Origin of the sequence: Gordonia sp. WA4-43, assembly GCF_020520305.1 — a bacterium.
Taxonomy (GTDB): domain Bacteria; phylum Actinomycetota; class Actinomycetes; order Mycobacteriales; family Mycobacteriaceae; genus Gordonia; species Gordonia hongkongensis.
This window is the reverse complement of sequence record NZ_CP084736.1, coordinates 2,154,709-2,171,685: the sequence shown is the minus strand read 5'-3', so window position 1 is coordinate 2,171,685 and position 16,977 is coordinate 2,154,709. Positions and strand designations below refer to the sequence as shown.

14 protein-coding genes are annotated in these 16,977 nt (G+C 67.3%); 8 read left to right on the top strand and 6 right to left on the bottom strand.

Going from position 1 to position 16,977, the window contains the following annotated elements:
- Positions 1–6 precede the first annotated feature (6 nt).
- Together LEL84_RS09685 and LEL84_RS09680 are read left to right on the top strand one after the other, a co-directional pair.
- Positions 7–1,275, top strand: a complete 1,269-nt coding sequence (locus LEL84_RS09685) for a hypothetical protein (protein WP_226513922.1) — start codon at positions 7–9, stop codon at positions 1,273–1,275.
- Positions 1,272–2,180, top strand: coding sequence for an SDR family NAD(P)-dependent oxidoreductase (locus tag LEL84_RS09680; RefSeq protein ID WP_068972532.1), 909 nt, complete (start codon positions 1,272–1,274; stop codon positions 2,178–2,180). Before LEL84_RS09685 ends, LEL84_RS09680 begins: the two co-directional genes overlap by 4 nt.
- Positions 2,181–2,560: 380 nt before the next feature.
- Here LEL84_RS09680 and LEL84_RS09675 read toward each other — a convergent pair whose 3' ends face one another.
- Complete coding sequence (locus LEL84_RS09675; protein ID WP_226513921.1) at positions 2,561–3,559, bottom strand: NAD-dependent epimerase/dehydratase family protein; 999 nt, start codon at positions 3,557–3,559, stop codon at positions 2,561–2,563.
- Positions 3,560–3,562: 3 nt separating this feature from the next.
- Positions 3,563–4,615 (bottom strand): phosphotransferase family protein, encoded by a 1,053-nt coding sequence (locus LEL84_RS09670; RefSeq protein ID WP_413466956.1) that lies wholly within the window; start codon positions 4,613–4,615, stop codon positions 3,563–3,565.
- Positions 4,616–4,865: 250 nt separating this feature from the next.
- Here LEL84_RS09670 and LEL84_RS09665 point away from each other — a divergent pair, with 250 nt between their 5' ends.
- Positions 4,866–5,729: a mycofactocin-coupled SDR family oxidoreductase gene (locus LEL84_RS09665; protein ID WP_226513919.1), complete on the top strand. Its 864-nt coding sequence runs from the start codon at positions 4,866–4,868 to the stop codon at positions 5,727–5,729.
- A gap of 3 nt (positions 5,730–5,732) precedes the next feature.
- Here LEL84_RS09665 and LEL84_RS09660 read toward each other — a convergent pair whose 3' ends face one another.
- Positions 5,733–6,866 (bottom strand): TIGR03857 family LLM class F420-dependent oxidoreductase, encoded by a 1,134-nt coding sequence (locus tag LEL84_RS09660; protein ID WP_226513918.1) that lies wholly within the window; start codon positions 6,864–6,866, stop codon positions 5,733–5,735.
- Positions 6,863–8,452 carry a fatty-acid--CoA ligase FadD1 gene (fadD1, locus tag LEL84_RS09655; RefSeq protein ID WP_226513917.1) on the bottom strand — a complete coding sequence of 530 codons (1,590 nt, stop codon included), beginning with the start codon at positions 8,450–8,452 and terminating at the stop codon, positions 6,863–6,865. The genes LEL84_RS09660 and fadD1 overlap by 4 nt, the downstream gene beginning before the upstream one ends.
- Positions 8,453–8,884: 432 nt before the next feature.
- On the opposite strand from fadD1, the gene LEL84_RS09650 reads away from it, so the two are divergent.
- On the top strand, positions 8,885–9,949 hold the full coding sequence (locus LEL84_RS09650) for an IS110 family transposase (RefSeq protein WP_212743643.1): 1,065 nt from the start codon (positions 8,885–8,887) through the stop codon (positions 9,947–9,949).
- A 143-nt stretch (positions 9,950–10,092) separates the two neighbouring features.
- The gene (locus LEL84_RS09645; RefSeq protein ID WP_226513916.1) at positions 10,093–11,478 is read left to right on the top strand and encodes an IS1380 family transposase; all 1,386 of its coding nucleotides are present in this window, start codon (positions 10,093–10,095) and stop codon (positions 11,476–11,478) included.
- A 242-nt stretch (positions 11,479–11,720) separates the two neighbouring features.
- Here LEL84_RS09645 and LEL84_RS09640 read toward each other — a convergent pair whose 3' ends face one another.
- Positions 11,721–12,182, bottom strand: coding sequence for a hypothetical protein (locus tag LEL84_RS09640; protein ID WP_226513915.1), 462 nt, complete (start codon positions 12,180–12,182; stop codon positions 11,721–11,723).
- Positions 12,183–12,285: 103 nt separating this feature from the next.
- On the opposite strand from LEL84_RS09640, the gene LEL84_RS09635 reads away from it, so the two are divergent.
- Positions 12,286–13,197 (top strand): PaaI family thioesterase, encoded by a 912-nt coding sequence (locus LEL84_RS09635; protein ID WP_226513914.1) that lies wholly within the window; start codon positions 12,286–12,288, stop codon positions 13,195–13,197.
- Between the two features lie 281 nt (positions 13,198–13,478).
- On the opposite strand, the gene LEL84_RS09630 is transcribed toward LEL84_RS09635, so the two are convergent.
- Positions 13,479–14,540 (bottom strand): IS110 family transposase, encoded by a 1,062-nt coding sequence (locus LEL84_RS09630; RefSeq protein ID WP_165630636.1) that lies wholly within the window; start codon positions 14,538–14,540, stop codon positions 13,479–13,481.
- A 311-nt stretch (positions 14,541–14,851) separates the two neighbouring features.
- Here LEL84_RS09630 and LEL84_RS09625 point away from each other — a divergent pair, with 311 nt between their 5' ends.
- Positions 14,852–15,652, top strand: a complete 801-nt coding sequence (locus LEL84_RS09625; protein WP_226513913.1) for a TIGR03084 family metal-binding protein — start codon at positions 14,852–14,854, stop codon at positions 15,650–15,652.
- A gap of 109 nt (positions 15,653–15,761) precedes the next feature.
- Entirely contained in the window at positions 15,762–16,922 is a 1,161-nt protein-coding gene (locus tag LEL84_RS09620) for an acyl-CoA dehydrogenase family protein (protein ID WP_226513912.1), read from the top strand.
- The last annotated feature ends 55 nt before the right edge of the window (positions 16,923–16,977 follow it).

Here is a 16,977-nt window from a genome sequence, read left to right as displayed (position 1 = left end):
ACTGACATGACTTCCACAGCCCCGACCTACCAAGGTCTGAGTCAGGATCAGCTCGCCGTGCTCGTACCGGAACTGCTGCTGTCGGGTCAGATGATCGACCGCAGCGGGATGGCGCATCTCATCAGCGCCTTCGGCCGGGACGTGATGGGCAAGGTTGCCATCGAAGAGTGGATGGCCGCGAGTCCGGTCTACACGCATCGCATGCGCACCGCCCTGGGTATCGAGGGCGACGGTGTCGAGGACATGTTCAAGTGTCTGCAACTCGACATCGGTGCGCCACCCCAGTTCATGGACTTCCGATACCGCATCGACGACGAATACCACGGGTCGTTCGTGCTCGATCACTGCGGCGCGCTGCTCGACGTCGAACCCCTCGGCGACGACTACGTGACGACCATGTGCCACGACATCGAGGACCCCACCTTCGATGCGACGGCGATCGCGACCAACCGGCGCGCCCGAATCCGTCCGGTTCATCGCCCCCCGCGTCGGCCGGTCGATCGCACGCCGCACTGCGAGTGGACGGTCACGATCGAACCGGATCGAGACGAGCTGCCGCTGCCACCGGATTCGGTCGACATGTTCGAGACGCGGGCCGGTCAACTCGTCCTGTCGGCCATCGACACCACGGAGACCGATGGCTGGGTCGACTACCGCGGCCCGCTCGTCGAGGACCTGCAGTTCGCGGAGTGGTCGACGTCGGCTCTGGTGCGGGTCGCCGAAGAGGTTGCGCTGCAACACCAGTTGCTGTCGCTGGGCTTCCTCGTCAGCCTCCGCAGGTATGCCGAGAGCGAGGCGCAGACCACCGAGATCTTCCGCAAGCAGCTGATCGGCATCGCCGGACTCGCTGCCGACCGGATTCGCGTCGCGCTCGATCTGTCCGCCGACGCCGCAGGTCTCGCCCAGGTGCTCGCCCTGCATCCGTGTTTCGGTCCGACCCAGTACACGGGACTCACCGCGGAGGCCGAGGGGGACACCGTCATCGTCCGAATTCCCCGGGAGTCCGATGTGATGACCGACGGCGGTTGGACGTCGATCCTCGACGCCGACCACGTCGAACCGTTGCAGGCGGCGGCGACCGCCGTCGACCCGTACCTCGTCGTGACGGACGCGACCGAGGCCGACGACGATCTCGTCGTCCGGATCACCAAGGCGGACACGCCGCAGAAGGAGTACGGCGAGGTGGCCGTCGCACGCTTCAGCGGGGGTGCGAGTTTCGAATTCGTCGACCGCGGGCGGTCGATCCCGATCACACCGGTGGGCAGCTCGGCGTGACGTCTGGCGGCGGCTGGTCACCCGGCGGCGCGGGACTGGGGGGCCGGGTCGCCGTGGTCGCGGGCGCGACCCGCGGTATCGGACTGGCCGTCTCGTATGCGCTGGCCGGACAGGGGGTCTCGGTCGTCGTCAACGGTCGCGACGGACAGGCCGTCGATGACACCGTCGCCGAGATCCGCGGCGGCGGCGGATATGCCGTGGGCGTTCGCGGGTCCGCGGGCGACGACGGAGTGGCGCAGGCGATGGTCGAGGCGGCGCTGGCGGAGTTCGGTGCCCTCGACATCGCCATCAACTGCGCCGGCATCGCCGAACCTCCCGGTTCGACGGTGCTGACGATCGCTCCCGACGAGTTCCGCGAGCAGATCGACGCCCATCTGATGAGCGCCTTCCACCTCCTACAGGCTGCGGGGAGGGTGTTCGTCGAACAAGGGTCGGGTTCGGTCGTGCTCACCGGTTCGGCCGCCTCGCTCGGAATGTTCGGCGGCAGCGGCTATCCCGCGGCGAAGGGCGGCGTCAACGCACTCGCCCTCGCCGCGGCCGCGGACCTCCGGGATCAACACGTACGCGTCAATGTGGTGATGCCGGGAGCGAAGTCGAGGCTGTCCTCCGGCGACGACTACGTCGCCCACATCGAAGGACTCCATCGTCGCGGAATCCTCGACGACCCCACGCGCGACGCGGCGCTCGATCCCGCCCCGCCCGAGTACGTCGCCCCGCTGTACGTGTTCCTGGCCAGTGACGCGGCCGAGCACATCACCGGCGAGATCTTCAGCGCTGCCGGTGGATTCATCGGCCGGTTCGAGTCGCAGCAGGCGAGTTTCGTCGCTTACCGCGATCACAAGGGCACCTCGCCCTACAGCCTCGACGAACTCGCCGGCATCCTGGCCGGGCCTTCCGGTCCCTGAGATCGATCGCGTTCGTCCTCCCTGAGAAGCGTGCGGAGCTTGCGGAGGGCCACCCCTCTGCTCCCTGAGGTGCGAGCGAAGCGAGCCACGAAGGGCTCGCAAGGTGCCCCACCAGGCCCTTCGTGGCTCGTCGCTATCGCTCCTCGCACCTCAGGGACCAGTGCTTTTGCGGTTCTTGGGGATTGGGGAGCAGGGCGGGTTGACTCGCCCGCTGACCGACTCGTCGAGGTCACCAAGTGGCTTCGACTCGGCGCCTCGCTGCGCTCGGAGCCGGCTCAACCAGCGGGGGGCGCTCGATCAGCAGCGGTGGTTCGGTGCCGGCTAACTTAGCAGGGCGGAAGCGGCTCGGTGCCGGCTCAACCAGCGGGGGTGGAGCCGGCTCAACCAGCGCGGCGCGCGGCGCGTCGTTCGAGCCAGAAGCGGGCACCGTCGGCGATGGCCTCGGTCACCGGGCGTGGATGCCATCCGAGGTCGCGTTCGGCCTTGCCGTGGTCCATCTCGGACATGAAGTGCATCAACCGGACCGAGGGGATCGTCAACTGCACCGGCTTGCACGTCAGCGTCGCTCGGGCGGAACCCACCGCCCCGAAGGTGTACAGCGCAGCGCGGTTGAGAACGACGCGCGGGGGCTGACGACCGGCGGTCGCGGCGGCGATGGCCACGATCTCACCGGTGTCGATGGACCGCTCGGAGACGATGTAGCGTTCGCCGACCTCGCCGCGGTCCGCCGCGAGGAGCAGCGCCTGCGCGGCGTCGTCGATGCCGACCGACTCGGCGCGACAGCCGCGGACGGTGAACGGTAACTTGCCCAGCGCCGCACCGGCAACGAATGCGCCGTGGGGAGTTGGTTGCCAGTCGCCGGGTCCGTAGGTGTTGGCGACGCACATCGCGAGGGCGGGTACCGCGTCGTCCTGCGCTCGACGCAGCACCAGGTCCTCGGCGGCCACGCGACTGCGCACATAGGCGGGAGCCCGCGCGGCCCAGTTGAACACGTCGTCCTCCGTCGCCCGACGGCCGTTCACCCGCCCGATGGTCGCCGCGGTGCTGGTGAACACGAACTTCCGTAGTGGCATCCGGGCTGCGACGTCGAGCACCGAACGCAGGGCCTCGACGTTCGTCCGGTACAGCGGTGCCGGATCGCGCAACCACGCGCGCGTGTCGACCGCGCAGTGGAACACCACGTCGCAACCGGTCATCGCCCGCGCGACGGCGTCGGCGTCGAAGAGATCGCCCGTCACGTGATCGACGCCGAGACCGGCCAGGGTCCGGAGGTCACTCGTGGGCCGGGTGAACACCCGCACCTCCACGCCCGCGTCCACGAGCTGCCGAACGAGATGAGAACCGAGAAACCCGTTGCCGCCGATGACCAGTGACGGCACGGTTCACAGCCCTCCGGGTGCGAGATCGTCGATCGCGGCTGCGCTGCGGGACAGCATCGCATCGAACATCGCATTGCCGCGCTCGGTGGGTTGTGCAGCAGCGGAGCCGAACACGATGATCAGCGGCGCCTGGATCAGGTTGCCGACGTAGTCGTCCCAGCAGTCGTCGAGCGTGTAGTCGCCGACGCCCGCGGTGACCAGCGCCCGATGGTACGAGGCGACGATGCCGCGCTCGTGCCGGCGCCGGTCGTCGGTGGTCAGACTGGTACTCAGCAGGAAGGCGATGTCGCGCAGCGGGTTACCGGTGGTGATCGTCTGCCAGTCGATCACCGTGACCTCACCGGACGGGCCGAACAGGACGTTGTCGACCCGGAGGTCGCCATGGATCAGGGTGGCATTGTCCAGCGGGGCGACCAGCCACTGGCCGGCCTCACGGACGAGCCAGTCGACCGCCGCCGACGACGGACCGGCAGGGGCGAAACGTTCGCGGTAGACCTCCGCCATCGGCGCGAGGATCGACTCCATCACCTCCCGGTCGGCGTCGGTGGGCAACGGCATCTCGGCCAGCAGGGTCGGATCGTTCCACCGGGGAGCGTGGAGACCAGCAGTCGCCACGGCCACCGCCTCGGCCTGCGCGGGTGTGCAGCCGGCGATCTGATCGCCCTGCACGGCTGCGCCCATGTCCTCCAGCAAGAGTACGAACTCGGTGCCGCGATCGGAGATGGTCGCGCCGAAGCAGTCGGGCATCGGCACCGTGAACGACGCGGCGAGGTCGCGATAGAAGCGCACCTCGTTGCGGAACACCCCCGATCCGAACTCGCGCTGGTCCAGTGACCCGGTCGCGAGCTTCGCGATCATGGTGTCGGGCAACGACGCTGGGCTGTCGTGCCCGAGGTGAAGGCGGTAGGAACCGGCCATCTGACCGGTTCCCACGGGTTCGGCACCCACCGACTCGATGCTGACGTCGTGACCGTGCGAAGCGAGGAACGCGGTCAACCACGTCGGGGTGAGTTCGTCTATGCAAGTCGGGATTCCGACGGTGTCCGGCACGGGCACGCCCTTTCGATCGAGCTGCGTGGGTCGGGCCGATGTGACCGGGCTCACCCAGCCCGCTGATCGGACACTACCGAGGAAATGGACTGGTGTCCAGGGAACCGACGCGGCGGTGTGCAGCGGTGCGGGTCCGGCCGCGCAGGGCGACCTCGCGATCAGCAAATCCATTCCGCCACACGAAGGATGGCCGTCGGCTAGGCTGCGCGGAGACGCGGCGGCCGGACTCGTGGCCGCCGGGACGAGGAGAGCGCGAGTGAGTACCAGACTCGACGGGAAGGTCGCACTCGTGACGGGCGCGGCACGGGGCCAGGGACGCAGCCACGCCGTGCGGATGGCCGAGCAGGGTGCCGACATCATCGCCGTCGACATCTGCGATCAGATCACGACGGTCAATTACGCGATGAGTACCCCGGACGACCTGCAGCAGACCGCGAAGATGGTCGACGCGACGGACAGTCGGGTGATCGCGAAGATCGCCGACGTCCGAAGCCGGGACGCCCTGCAGGCCGCGATCGACGACGCGGTGGCGCAGTTCGGCAGACTCGACATCGTCGTGGCCAACGCCGGTATCAGCCCGCTCGGGCCCGAGAGTCCCTCGGTCACCTGGCTGAACACGGTGTCGGTGAATCTCGGTGGGGTGATCAACACCCTCGAGTTGTCTCTGCCGCACCTCGAAGCGGGTGCATCGATCGTCTGCATCGGTTCGATGGCCGCGTTCATGCCGTCGTTCGAGTCCGCGCAGGCCGGGCCGGGTGCAGGCGGTTACGGCCACTCGAAACGAGCGGTGGCGCGACTCGTCAACGACCTCGCCCGGCACCTGGCGCCGAAAGGTATTCGCGTCAACGCGATTCATCCCGGCAACGTCGACACCGCGATGGTGCATCACGACGAGATCTACCGGCTGTTCCGACCCGATCTCGAGAAGCCGGTCTATGACGACGTCAAGGACGTCTTCGCGTCGTTGCACGCGATGCCGGTGGACCTGCTCGCGCCGGAGGATGTCACCGAGGCGGTCCTCTACCTGGTGTCCGATGCTGCCCGGTACGTGACCGGTCAACAGCTCCGGGTCGAGGCGGGCGCGTTGCTGAACTCGGTGCCACCCGGCGTGCCCGACTGACGGTCACTGAACCGGTGGTCCCGCAACCGAACCCGGGTTCACTGGCAGAGCCGGCAAGGCGGGTCGTATCGACCGGTACGCCGTCAGCACCGACAACAGTTCCGACGGCGCGGCGCCGTGCATGATGACCGAGTCGACTCCCAGGTCGAACTGGCGCGCCACGGCGGCCGCGCACTGTTCGGCACTGCCGACCGCGCTGTCGGCGACCCACGACGCCGGGATGACCTCGGCGAGCCGGGCCAGTTCGTCGGCCGTGGCGGTGGCGTCGATGGGTCCGCGGGCGCCGGCGAAAGCCGGACTGTCTCTGATTCGTTCGAGATCATCTCCACGCCATCCGTTGGCACGCATCAGGACGTCCGGATACCCCTGGAGATAGGTCGCGAGCCGCCCGTACAGACGTCGCAACCGGTCGTCATCATCGAGATGGTCGGGCACGGTGGCCAGTACCGACCAGATGCGCACCGAAGCGGGGTCCCGACCGGCCTCGGCGGCCGCCGCTCGGACGGTCTCGACCGCGGCGATGGTGGCCTCGTCGGAGAAGAACGTGTGCAGGACGACACCGTCGGCGATGCGCCCGGCAAGACGTAAGGTGTTGGGCGACATCGTCACGAGCAGGATGGGGACCGGTGGAACCGCGACACCGAGGTTGAGGTAGTCGTAGGTGCCGAGCGGGCCGTCGTGGCCCAGGATCATCTCGCCGCGCCAGAGGGTGCGCAACACTGAGGCGGCGTCCGTGAGCTGGGCGCTCGTGACATCGGGAACCCCGAGAACCTGCCACTGTGCGGCGAATCCACGACCGAGGCCGAGCGCGAAGCGACCACCCGTCATGGTCGACAACGTGGCGGCCATGGACGCGGTGATGATGGGGTGACGGGTGTTGTGGTTGGTCGCGGCCGTGGCGACGCCCATGCGGCGGCTCGCCGCCGCGAGACCGCCCGCGAGCACGGCCGCGTCCTTCACGTTGAACCGCTCCGAGACGAAGGCGGCACCGAAGCCCGCGCGGTCGGCGAGCCGCGCCTCGTCGGCGAGTTCGGTGGGATCGACCGGATGGCGCGAGAGTGCGTAGTAGCCGATCTCCGGAAGCGTTTGCTGCGGGACGGATTCCGGTGTCGGTATGGTGGCCGCGGTCGAGGTCATGCCTGTGCGGCGACGGCTTGTCGATACACGCGGGACCGGGGCTCGCGCACCCAGAGTGTGCCCGTGCCGGGGACGGCGCCCTCGGATTTCAGGGTGCGCTTGAGGATCTTGTTCGTCGCGGTCGTGGGCAGGTCGTCCTCGATCCGGACATACATCGGCCACGCTTTCGGCGACAGGTCGGCCTGTGCGGCAAGCTGTTCGGCGAAGGACTCCGGGGTCAGCTCGACGCCGTCCTGCAGGACAACGGCGGCCATCACCGCATCGCCGACGTGGTCGTCCGGAACGGCATACACGGCAACGCGATTGATCTCGGGAACGCGCAACAGCACCCGTTCGATCGGTCCGGCGGCGAGGTTCTCGCCGTCGACGCGCATCCAGTCGCCGGTCCGGCCGGCGAGGTAGATCCAGTCGTCGGCGTCCTTGTACGCGAGGTCGCCCGACCAGTACATCCCGTGGCGGAGACGCTCGCTGGTGGCGTCGGAATCGTTGTAGTAGCCCATGAACATCCCGCCGCCCTCGATGTTCACCAGCTCGCCGATCGCGTCGTCGGCATTGATAAGCGCTCCGCTGGAATCGAATTCGGCACGCGGGCATTCGGTCAGCGTCGACGAGTTGTACACGGCGACGTTCGGGAAACCCTTGCCGATCGAACCGTGCGGCGTGCCGGGCTCACGGGTGATGATGATCGCCAGCTCGGTGGAACCGAAGCCGTCCCAGACGGTGCAACCGAACCGGCGCGAGAAATCGTCGATGTCGCGGTCGGTGGCCTCGTTGCCGAACGCCACCCGGAGCGGATTGTCGGCGTCGTCGGGCCTCTCCTCGGTGGCCAGGATGTAGGCGAGCGGTTTGCCCACGTAGTTCATGTACGTCGCGTTGTAGCGGCGGATGTCGGCCAGGAAGGTCGAGGCGGAGAACTTGGCGGGCGCGATCGCGGCACCGCCGCACAGTGCGACGCAGTAACCCCCCATGAGCGCGGCACTGTGGAACAGGGGCATCGACAGGTAGCAGACGTCGCCGGGGCCGATGTCGTATTTGTCGGCGAGCACCGGACCCGCGAACGGCATCATCATGTGCGCGAACTGGACCGGCTTGGGGTTTCCACTGGTCCCCGAGGTGAAGATCAGCATGAACGTGTCCATCGCCCCGGGTACCGAGTGCGGACTCAACTCCGCGGCGCCGGAGAGCATTTCGGCCCACTGCGGAGTGGAGGTGTCCAGCACCGTCACGCCGGGTAGCTCCAAGCCATCGAGGAGAGGGCAGTGCTCGGCGTCGGTGAGCAGGATCTGACAGTCCGCGCGCAGGATGTCGGCGGCGAGGCCCTCACCTCGGCGGGTGTTGTTGATCCCTGCCGTCACGTAACCGCCCAGCGCGCCGGCGGCCAGGGCGACCAGCATGTCCGGCGTGTTCCCGAGCAGCACGCCCACATGCAGCGGGCGCTCGGTGTCGGCGATGCCGAGAATCGCCGACGCGGCGCGTTCGGCGTCGCGAATGTACTCGCGCCACGTCCATTGCCGACCCTCGTAGGTGATCGCGAGGTTGTCGTCGTCGGCGCGTGCCTGCAGGAGCTGGGTGACTGTCTCGGCCATGCGGCAAATCTAGAACGTGTTCACCGCACGTGTATACAGATTTGCAGAATTGTCTACTGCGGTACCGGAGGGGGTCGCCGTGACCTTTGAAAGAACACTCGTGAGCGTCTGATCTCCATGCTCCCTGAGGTGCGAGCGAAGCGAGCCACGAAGGGTGTAACAACGTGTCTCGCCAGCCCTTCGAGGCAGTGAGAATGGGTGTGGTGGTTGTCCGGGGTGAGGTCTGACCTGCTTCGAGGCTGACCTTGTGTCATGGACGAGATCTGTCGACCTCATTCCGCGGGCGATCACCGCAGTAAACGACCTTGGGAGACCGGGGCGGGTGTGACCTAATAAGGGCCGTGTTCGGGCGTGAGCCCGTGACTCCTCACTGTCGTGTCCACCCGCCCCGGCGAGGTCATCCAACACCGCAGTGAAGGAGACATCGCCAGAATGACCGAGACCGCAGTGGATATGCAAGTGGTCGTACTCGGAGTCGACACCCACCAACAAACCCATCACGCAGCGATCATCGACACCCTCGGCCAGCCATTGGCCGATCAGGAATTCTCGGCCACCGCCGACGGCTACCGGCAGCTGCTGGCGTGGGCCCGCACCCACGGCCGCCTCGAGCAGGCCGGGGTCGAATCCAGTGCCTCCTACGGTGCCGGACTCGCCCGGGAGTTGACCGCGGCTGGTGTCGAGGTGATCGAGGTCAACGCTCCGGATGTGCGGGCCCGCCGAGCCCAGGGCAAGTCCGATCAACTCGATGCCTACGCCGCAGCGATGGCGGTGCTCACCGGGCGGGCCAGCGGCCACGCCAAAGACACCTCAGGTGTCACCGAATCGATCCGAATGCTTTACGTGGCAAGGAGAATGGCGGTCGATCACCGCACCCAACTCGGTGACCAGCTGCGTGATCTGTGCACCACCGCGCCCGATGAGTTCGCTGATCAACTCAAAGCCCGCACCACCACCCCGCAACGACTCGCCTTGGTCGAATCGTTGACGGCCCCGGCGTCGTTGACCGACCCGCGTGCGGCGTTCGTGTTCACCGCGAAGTCCATCACGCAGCGGTATCGGCAGACTCACCGGGAGGTCACCACGTTGACCCGGGAACTGAAGACGTTGCTGAAGTCGTTGGTGCCGACGGTGCTGGCGCTCCCTCAGGTCGGTCCGATCACTGCCGCGCGGTTGCTGATCACGATCGGGCAGAACGCGCAGCGGATGCGTACCGAAGCGACGTTCGCCAAGCTCGTCGGTGTCGCGCCGTTGCCGGCCTCCTCTGGCAAAACCGTGCGTCACCGCCTCAACCGTGGCGGTGACCGTGGCGCCAACAGCGCGCTGCACATGATCGTCGTCGGACGCATCAAATCCCACGCCCCCACCCGCGCCTACCTCACCCGCCGCGAGAACGAGAAAACGAAGAAAGAAATCATCCGATGCCTCAAACGCTACGTCGCCCGCGAACTCTACAAAGCCTTCACCACCGACCTCGGAGCGCTTGACAATCTATAGGACCATCTCGTCGCTTGCGCTCCTCACACCTCAGCCTGGATCCGTGGATGGGTGCGGGGTGTCGATGACAAGAAAATGCCCTCTGAGCTGGAATGATTGGTGGTGTTGAGACAACAAAACAAACCAGTCAAAAGGCATTTTCAGTGAAAGTATCGCACACGTTCTCCGCCGAGTCCGCGGTCTTCGACGACAACCTGGTGTCGCACGCCGGGCTGGTACCGGTCATGGCGGTGGCTGAGTCGACCGGGTTGGCGTCCCTGCTGGGCGAACGGGTCGATCTCGGCACCACCCAGGTCGCCTCCGCTGGGGCCAACCTCGAGGCGAAACTGTTGACCGTGATCGCCGGATTGTGTTGCGGCGCTGACAGTATCGACGACCTCGGAAGGGTCCGCAGTGGTGGGCACACCCGCCTGTTCGACCGCGTGTACGCCCCAGCCACGATCGGACAAACGCTGCGCGAGTTCACCCCCGGACATGCCCGGCAACTCAACGCGGTGATGACCCACACATTGCCGGCGATGTGCGCCACGGCGGGTCTGCTGCCCACCGACGGGTCCCAGGTATTTGTCGACATTGACTCACTACTACGCCCGGTCTACGGCTACCAGAAAGAAGGCGGCTCCTACGGGCACGCCAAAATCGCCGGGCGTGAACTCCTGCGCAAAGGGTTGTCCCCGCAGGTCACCACTCTGTCCGCAGCCGGGCATGCCCCGGTGATCGCCAACGCCTGGCTACGCGCCGGGCGCACCGCTTCTGGGAACGGGGCAGCGAGAATGATCGCTGAAACCCTGACCACCGCACGCCGGTGTGGGGCGAGCGGGGAGATCACCGTGCGCGGCGACGCCGCCTATGGCACCGCTGCGGTGATGCGTACCTGTCAACGCCTCGGAGCGACGTTCTCGCTGGTCTTACGCACCAATACCGCGATCACCCGCGCCATCACCGCGATCGGAGACGACGCCTGGACCCCGGTGCACTATCCCGGGGCGGTCACCGACCCCGACACCGGCGAACTGATCTCTGACGCCGAAGTCGCCGAAACCACCTACACCGTGCAACCGGACTCCGCCCAGCCGGTCACCGCGCGACTGATCGTGCGTCGGGTCACAGCCCACCACCCCGCCGGCACCGACACGTTGATGCCCGCGTGGCGGTACCACTCGTTTTTCACCAACACCACCGACGACACCGTCACCGCCGACCTCATCCACCGCCGCCACGCCATCATCGAAACCGTGTTCGCCGACCTCATCGACGGACCACTGGCGCATCTGCCCTCCGGACGGTTCGGCGCCAACGCCGCCTGGCTGGCCCTGACCGCGATCAGCCACAACCTGATGCGCACCCTCGCCGCACTCACCAACACCCCCACACTGCGAGCCGCGCGGGGCGCTACGCTGCGCCGCACCCTCATCGCGATACCCGCCCGACTAGCCCGACCAGCACGAACACCGGTGCTGCACCTACCCCGACACTGGCCCACCCAACACGCCTTCACCACCCTGTGGGCCGCGGCCAACACCACCTGACCTGACGTCGCCACCCGCCCACCCACGACCAAGGAACCCCAGTGAAAAGGCTGACACAGGTCAGCGAATACCACACGCCCACAACACAATCAGGCGATCACGCGCCCCAACCCCACCCCACCTGAACTCCTTCCACGGATCCAGGCTCAGGGAGCACGGGTTACGGGCTTCTTTCAGATCAGGGAGCAGGGTGGGTGGCTCGCGCCCTCCCGCTCAGCGGAGTGGGTGTGGTCGGCTCGGCGTCAGCGCGTGAACGATCCGCTGCCCGGGACGACCGTGAAGGTCTGGTCGCCCTGGCCGAGGATCGTCGTGGTGAACTCGACCGATCCCGCTCCGGTCGCAACGGCGACCCCGTCGGACGGACGTCCGTCCGCACATGCGGCGAAGACCTCGTCGCCGGATGCGCCGGTCGAGGTGTTCTTCCAGGTGATCCCGACGCGCGCATCCTTCAGGTTGGTGGCGCAGGACTCGGTGGGCGTCGTGTTGAGCGTGATCAGCGTGACCCCGGGTTCGGTGGCCGAGGCGAGGATGCTCGCCACGAAACCGCCCGAGATGCCGTTCGCGCCGACGGTGACTCCGGCGTTGGGGACCTGCTCCACGCTGAGGGGTCGTTCCGCGGGTGCGGCGAAGGCGGTGCCTGCTCCTACGCCGAACGCTCCCACTGCCGCAATCGCCCCGATCGTCGCCACAGTTGTGCGTCGCATCTGTCTCTCCCGTCACTTTGGACACGTACGCAGCCAGACTACGGGAGTGAGATTGGACTCTCCAATGCGAGATCGGCGGTACATCGCTGATAGAAGGGATTTCATGAGCCAGCCGCACGATCCCCTGTCCGCGTTCCACCTCGGCGACATCTCGGTGTCGGAGTCGGGGGTGCGGGCCTCGCAGCGGCTGTGCCCGCGGTTCGCCGACCATCGCGGCGTGATCGAGTTGCCGGCGTTCGCCGTGCTGTTCGATCACTGCGGTGGTATCCCGTTCCATCGCATCCACGACGACCCCGCCGCGGCGACCCTCCAGGCACGCCTGACGATGTCCACGCACGGTCGCGCAGAAGTGGGCGACCTGGTCGCCGCACGGGCCGAGGTGGTCATGCACGACGACGACTGGGGCTCGACGTCGGTCGAGATCCGCACCGGTACCGGGGACCTGTGCTGCGTCGGGACCGCGCGCAACGTCCGTGTCGGCCGTGCCCCGACCGGCGCCACCCCGTCCGCCGAGATCGGCCACGCGACACCGCAATGCAGCGACGATGGCGGGTCCGTCCTGCCCGAGCCCATACCCGCCGCGCTGTCCGGGCGGGCCGTGGTCGAGGAGATCGCGTCGAAGATGCGGGAACCCGGCCCGCTCACCGACATGCTCAACGGCCGCGTCGAGGTGATCGACGGCACCACCGACCGTGAGTCCGGCATCCGCTTTCGCAGCGCCACCGAGCCGTGGATGGGCAACATGTTCGGCACCATGCACGGCGGGGTCATCGCCACCATCGCCGGCCAGGCGGCATCGTTCGCCGGGCATCTGCATGCCGGTGCCGGGCAGGAGTACTCGATCGGGGACATGGCGATCGGTTTCTACCGTTCACCTGCTGTCGACGGCAGTGAAGTGGTGGTCGAGGTGACGCCGATCAAGCTCGGCCGCCGCATCTCGTCCTTCGAGGCGACGATGACCTCCTACGACGACGTCCTGCTGAGCCGAGCCACGGTCGACATCCACTACCGCTGACCGCAGTTGGGTCGTCAGCCGGCCGAGCTGCGTCGACCGAGCGTAGGGAGGTCGCTGCGTCCGTCGAGGTCGCTTCTTGCGGTCGGGTCGCCGAGTGGCTTCGACTCGGCGCCTCGACCTCGACGCGCTCCTTCGTCGCTTGGTCGGCCCGGCGGCTGCGCTCGGTGCCGGCTCAACCAGCGGTGGGGGCGCGGGTTGTCGAGTGGCTTCGACTCGGCGCCTCGCTGCGCTCGGTGCCGGCTCAACCAGCGGTGGGGCTCGGCCGGCTCATAGCTCCTATGTCAAGCGGCGGCGGGTGTTGGGTTGTCGGCTTTGCGGGTGCGGGCGTGGTGGTCGGTGGTGAGGTGGTTGTAGACGACGCGGGCGAGGCGGCGTTTGAGGCAGCGCATCGCCTCGCGAGGGGTCTTGTTTTCGGCCTTCTTCTTCTCGTAATAGGCGTGGCCGAGGGTGTCGGGCATGCGTGCCTGGGTCAGCGCGATGCGGTGGATCGCGGCATTGATCTGGCGGTTGCCCGACCGGGTGAGTCGATGGCGTCCGGGGTTGGCCGACCACACCGGCACTGGGGCGATTCCCGCGTGGCGGGCGAACTGGGCCTCCCCGGGGAAGCGGGTGATGTCGGCGGATTCGCCGAGGAGTTTCGCGGCGCTGAGCGCGCCACAGCCGGGCATCGCCAACAGGGTGGGCACCGCGTCGGAAACCTTCTTGGTGATCTCCTTTTCGACCTCATTGATCTCCACGGTCAGGTCGTAGATGGCGGCGACTTCCTTGCCTGCCAGGCGGGCATCGACACTGCTGTGAGGCTCCAGCCAGGTTTGCAGCGCTTTCTGATGCTTCTTCGCCGTCAACCCACCCTTTTTGATGTGGTACTCGGGATCGAGTTGATGCACCCGCCACAACACCCGGTTGATCTTCGAGGTTCGTTCGCGCACAAGGCAATCCCGATAGTCCACGAGAGCTTTCATCTCGTAGGACACGGCATCGTGAGACGCCACCGGAAGGTCGGGTTCGCGTGCAGCGGCCCGAGCCACAGCCAACGCGTCGATCGGATCGGACTTGCCGCGTTCACGTCCGGTACGCCGATGTTCGGCCATCAAGTGCGGCGCTACCCGCACCACCTTCTGATCGGCGCCCAGCAGGTCGCGTTCGAGCCGGGCCGACATGTTGCGGCAGTCCTCGATGGCCCACAACACCTCGGTACCGAAACGAGCGTGAGCCCACTGCATGGCTGTGCGGTGACCGGCCGTCGTGGCCGGCACCACCGTGGATCCGAGTTGTTTGCCGACAGCGTCGACCGCGACGAAGGTGTGCGTGCGCTTGTGCACATCGGCACCGATAACGATCATGGAAGATGCCTTCCTGTCAGAGTGGAGTGGCGACAGTCGGGCCGGTCGGCGGACACATCTCAGTCGGGGCGATGCCACGCTCCTATCAAGTCACGCCGGCCGGTCCTGACACACCAGGCATCGGCACAATGAGCCAACACCAGCCCAATACAGCCAGGGGCGGTAACCAGCGGTAGAGCCAGATGCCTGATGGTCAGAACCCAACCACCACCGAAGTGGCTAGACAACCCTGACACTGAAACCGGCGGTGTTGCTTATCAAAACAATCAAGCGCGCTTGATTCTTCTGATGCCGTGTGTGAGGGTGATCGCATGCCTGAGGGACAAGCAGCCGTGATCGCCGTCGTCGCCGACCTCGAAGCCGAATCCGCGCAGCTCGACACCCTCGTCGCGGGTCTCGACGATGCGGGCTGGGTCACCGCCACGCCGGCGCCGGGGTGGACGATCGCGCACCAGATCGCGCATCTGGCGTGGACCGACGAGGTGGCGGCGATCGCGGCCACCGACGCGGACCGGTTCGGCGCACTGCTCTCCGAAGCGGCGAACGGTGCGGCGACCTACGTCGACGACGCCGCCGAAGCGGGTTCCGCCGCGCCGGCCGACGAGATCCTGGCCGGGTGGCGGGCGGCGCGCGACCGTCTCGCCGACGCGCTGCGCGAGGTGCCGGCCGGCGTCAAGATCCCGTGGTTCGGGCCACCGATGTCCGCGGCGTCGATGGCGACCGCGCGCCTGATGGAGACATGGGCGCACGGCCTCGATGTCGCCGACGCCCTCGGTGTTCCCGTCGTGCCGACCGATCGGATCCGCAGCGTCGCCCACATCGGTGTCCGCACACGCGACTTCGCCTACATCGTCAACGGCCGTACGCCGCCGGCCGAGCCGTTCCACTACGCGCTCACCGCGCCGTCGGGCGAGATCTGGACCTGGGGCCCGGACGACGCGTCGAACAGCGTGCGCGGGCCGGCCCTCGACTTCTGCTTCCTGGTGACCCAGCGACGCGCACTCGCCGACCTCGCACTCGAGCTCATCGGACCCGACGCGGTCGAATGGTCGGGTATCGCACAGTGTTTCGCAGGTCCGCCCGGGCCGGGTCGCGAACCGCGGGCGAGCTGAGACGCCCGTCGTCGTCACCGTCCGCCGCTGACGTCCACCGCCCCCTTACGCCGCCGAATCGTCCGATCGCAGCAGCACGCAGTCGCACGCAGTCCGACAGGAGAACACGATGCCCATCGCCAGTCCGATCTGGGAGACGCCCGAACGCCTCGAATTGCGTTCCACCGTGCGCCGATTCGTCGACAAACACATCCTCCCGTTCCAGGACGACTGGGAGCGCGAGGGTGCCATCCCCCGTGAACTGCACATCGAGGCGGCCAAACTGGGTCTGTTCGGGCTCGGGGTCCCCGAGGAGGTGGGTGGCTCCGGCGGTGATCTGATCGACAGTACGATCCTCGGCGAAGAACTGCATTACGCCGGCGCGGCCGGTGGCGTCTTCGCGTCGCTGTTCACCCACGGCATCGCCCTGCCGCATCTGATCGCCGCCGGCGACCCCGACCAGATCGACCGGTGGGTGCGGCCCACGCTCGCGGGCGAGAAGATCGGGAGCCTGGCGATCACCGAACCCGGCGGCGGAAGCGACGTCGGCCACCTGACGACGAAGGCCGAGCGCGACGGGGACCACTACGTCGTCAACGGTTCCAAGACCTTCATCACCTCCGCGGTCCGCGCCGACTTCGTCGTCGTCGCCGTCCGCACCGGAGGACCGGGAGCCGCGGGCGTCTCACTGCTCGTCGTCGAAAAGGGCACACCCGGCTTCGAGGTCACGCGGAAGCTGGACAAGATGGGGTGGCGCAGTTCCGACACCGCGGAACTGTCCTTCGTCGATGCGCGGGTGCCGGTCACCAACCTGGTCGGGCCCGAGAACTCCGGATTCGCGCAGATAGCAACTGCTTTCGTCACCGAACGGTCCGGTCTGGCGGTGCAGGCGTACGCCAGTGCGCAACGCTGCCTCGATCTCACCCTGCAGTGGGCGCGCGACCGTGAGACCTTCGGCAAACCGATCATCGCCCGGCAGTCGGTGCAGGACACGCTGATCGAGATGGCGCGCCGCATCGACATCGCCCGCACCTACACGCGGGCCCTCGTCGAACGGAAGGTCAGCTCCACCGACGACCTCATCGCCGAGGTGTGCTTCGCCAAGAACACCGCGGTCGAGGCGGGGGAGTGGGTGGCCAACAAAGCCGTTCAGCTGCACGGCGGCCTCGGTTACATGACCGGCACCGAGGTCGAACGGCAATACCGCGACATGCGCATCATCGGGATCGGTGGCGGCACCACCGAGATCCTCAACGGACTGGCCGCCAAACGGCTCGGTTACCAGGCCTGACCGGCCGCCGAAACCGTCCGCCGCCGAACCACATCGAAGACCGAGACAGGGAGCA

Coding starts and splice junctions, on each gene's coding strand:
- LEL84_RS09650 (WP_212743643.1), top strand. CDS start 8,885: ATGACCGAGACCGCAGTGGATATGCAAGTGGTCGTACTCGGAGTCGAC.
- LEL84_RS09625 (WP_226513913.1), top strand. CDS start 14,852: ATGCCTGAGGGACAAGCAGCCGTGATCGCCGTCGTCGCCGACCTCGAA.
- LEL84_RS09640 (WP_226513915.1), bottom strand. CDS start 12,182: ATGCGACGCACAACTGTGGCGACGATCGGGGCGATTGCGGCAGTGGGA.
- LEL84_RS09620 (WP_226513912.1), top strand. CDS start 15,762: ATGCCCATCGCCAGTCCGATCTGGGAGACGCCCGAACGCCTCGAATTG.
- LEL84_RS09685 (WP_226513922.1), top strand. CDS start 7: ATGACTTCCACAGCCCCGACCTACCAAGGTCTGAGTCAGGATCAGCTC.
- LEL84_RS09630 (WP_165630636.1), bottom strand. CDS start 14,540: ATGATCGTTATCGGTGCCGATGTGCACAAGCGCACGCACACCTTCGTC.
- LEL84_RS09660 (WP_226513918.1), bottom strand. CDS start 6,866: ATGACCTCGACCGCGGCCACCATACCGACACCGGAATCCGTCCCGCAG.
- fadD1 (WP_226513917.1), bottom strand. CDS start 8,452: ATGGCCGAGACAGTCACCCAGCTCCTGCAGGCACGCGCCGACGACGAC.
- LEL84_RS09635 (WP_226513914.1), top strand. CDS start 12,286: ATGAGCCAGCCGCACGATCCCCTGTCCGCGTTCCACCTCGGCGACATC.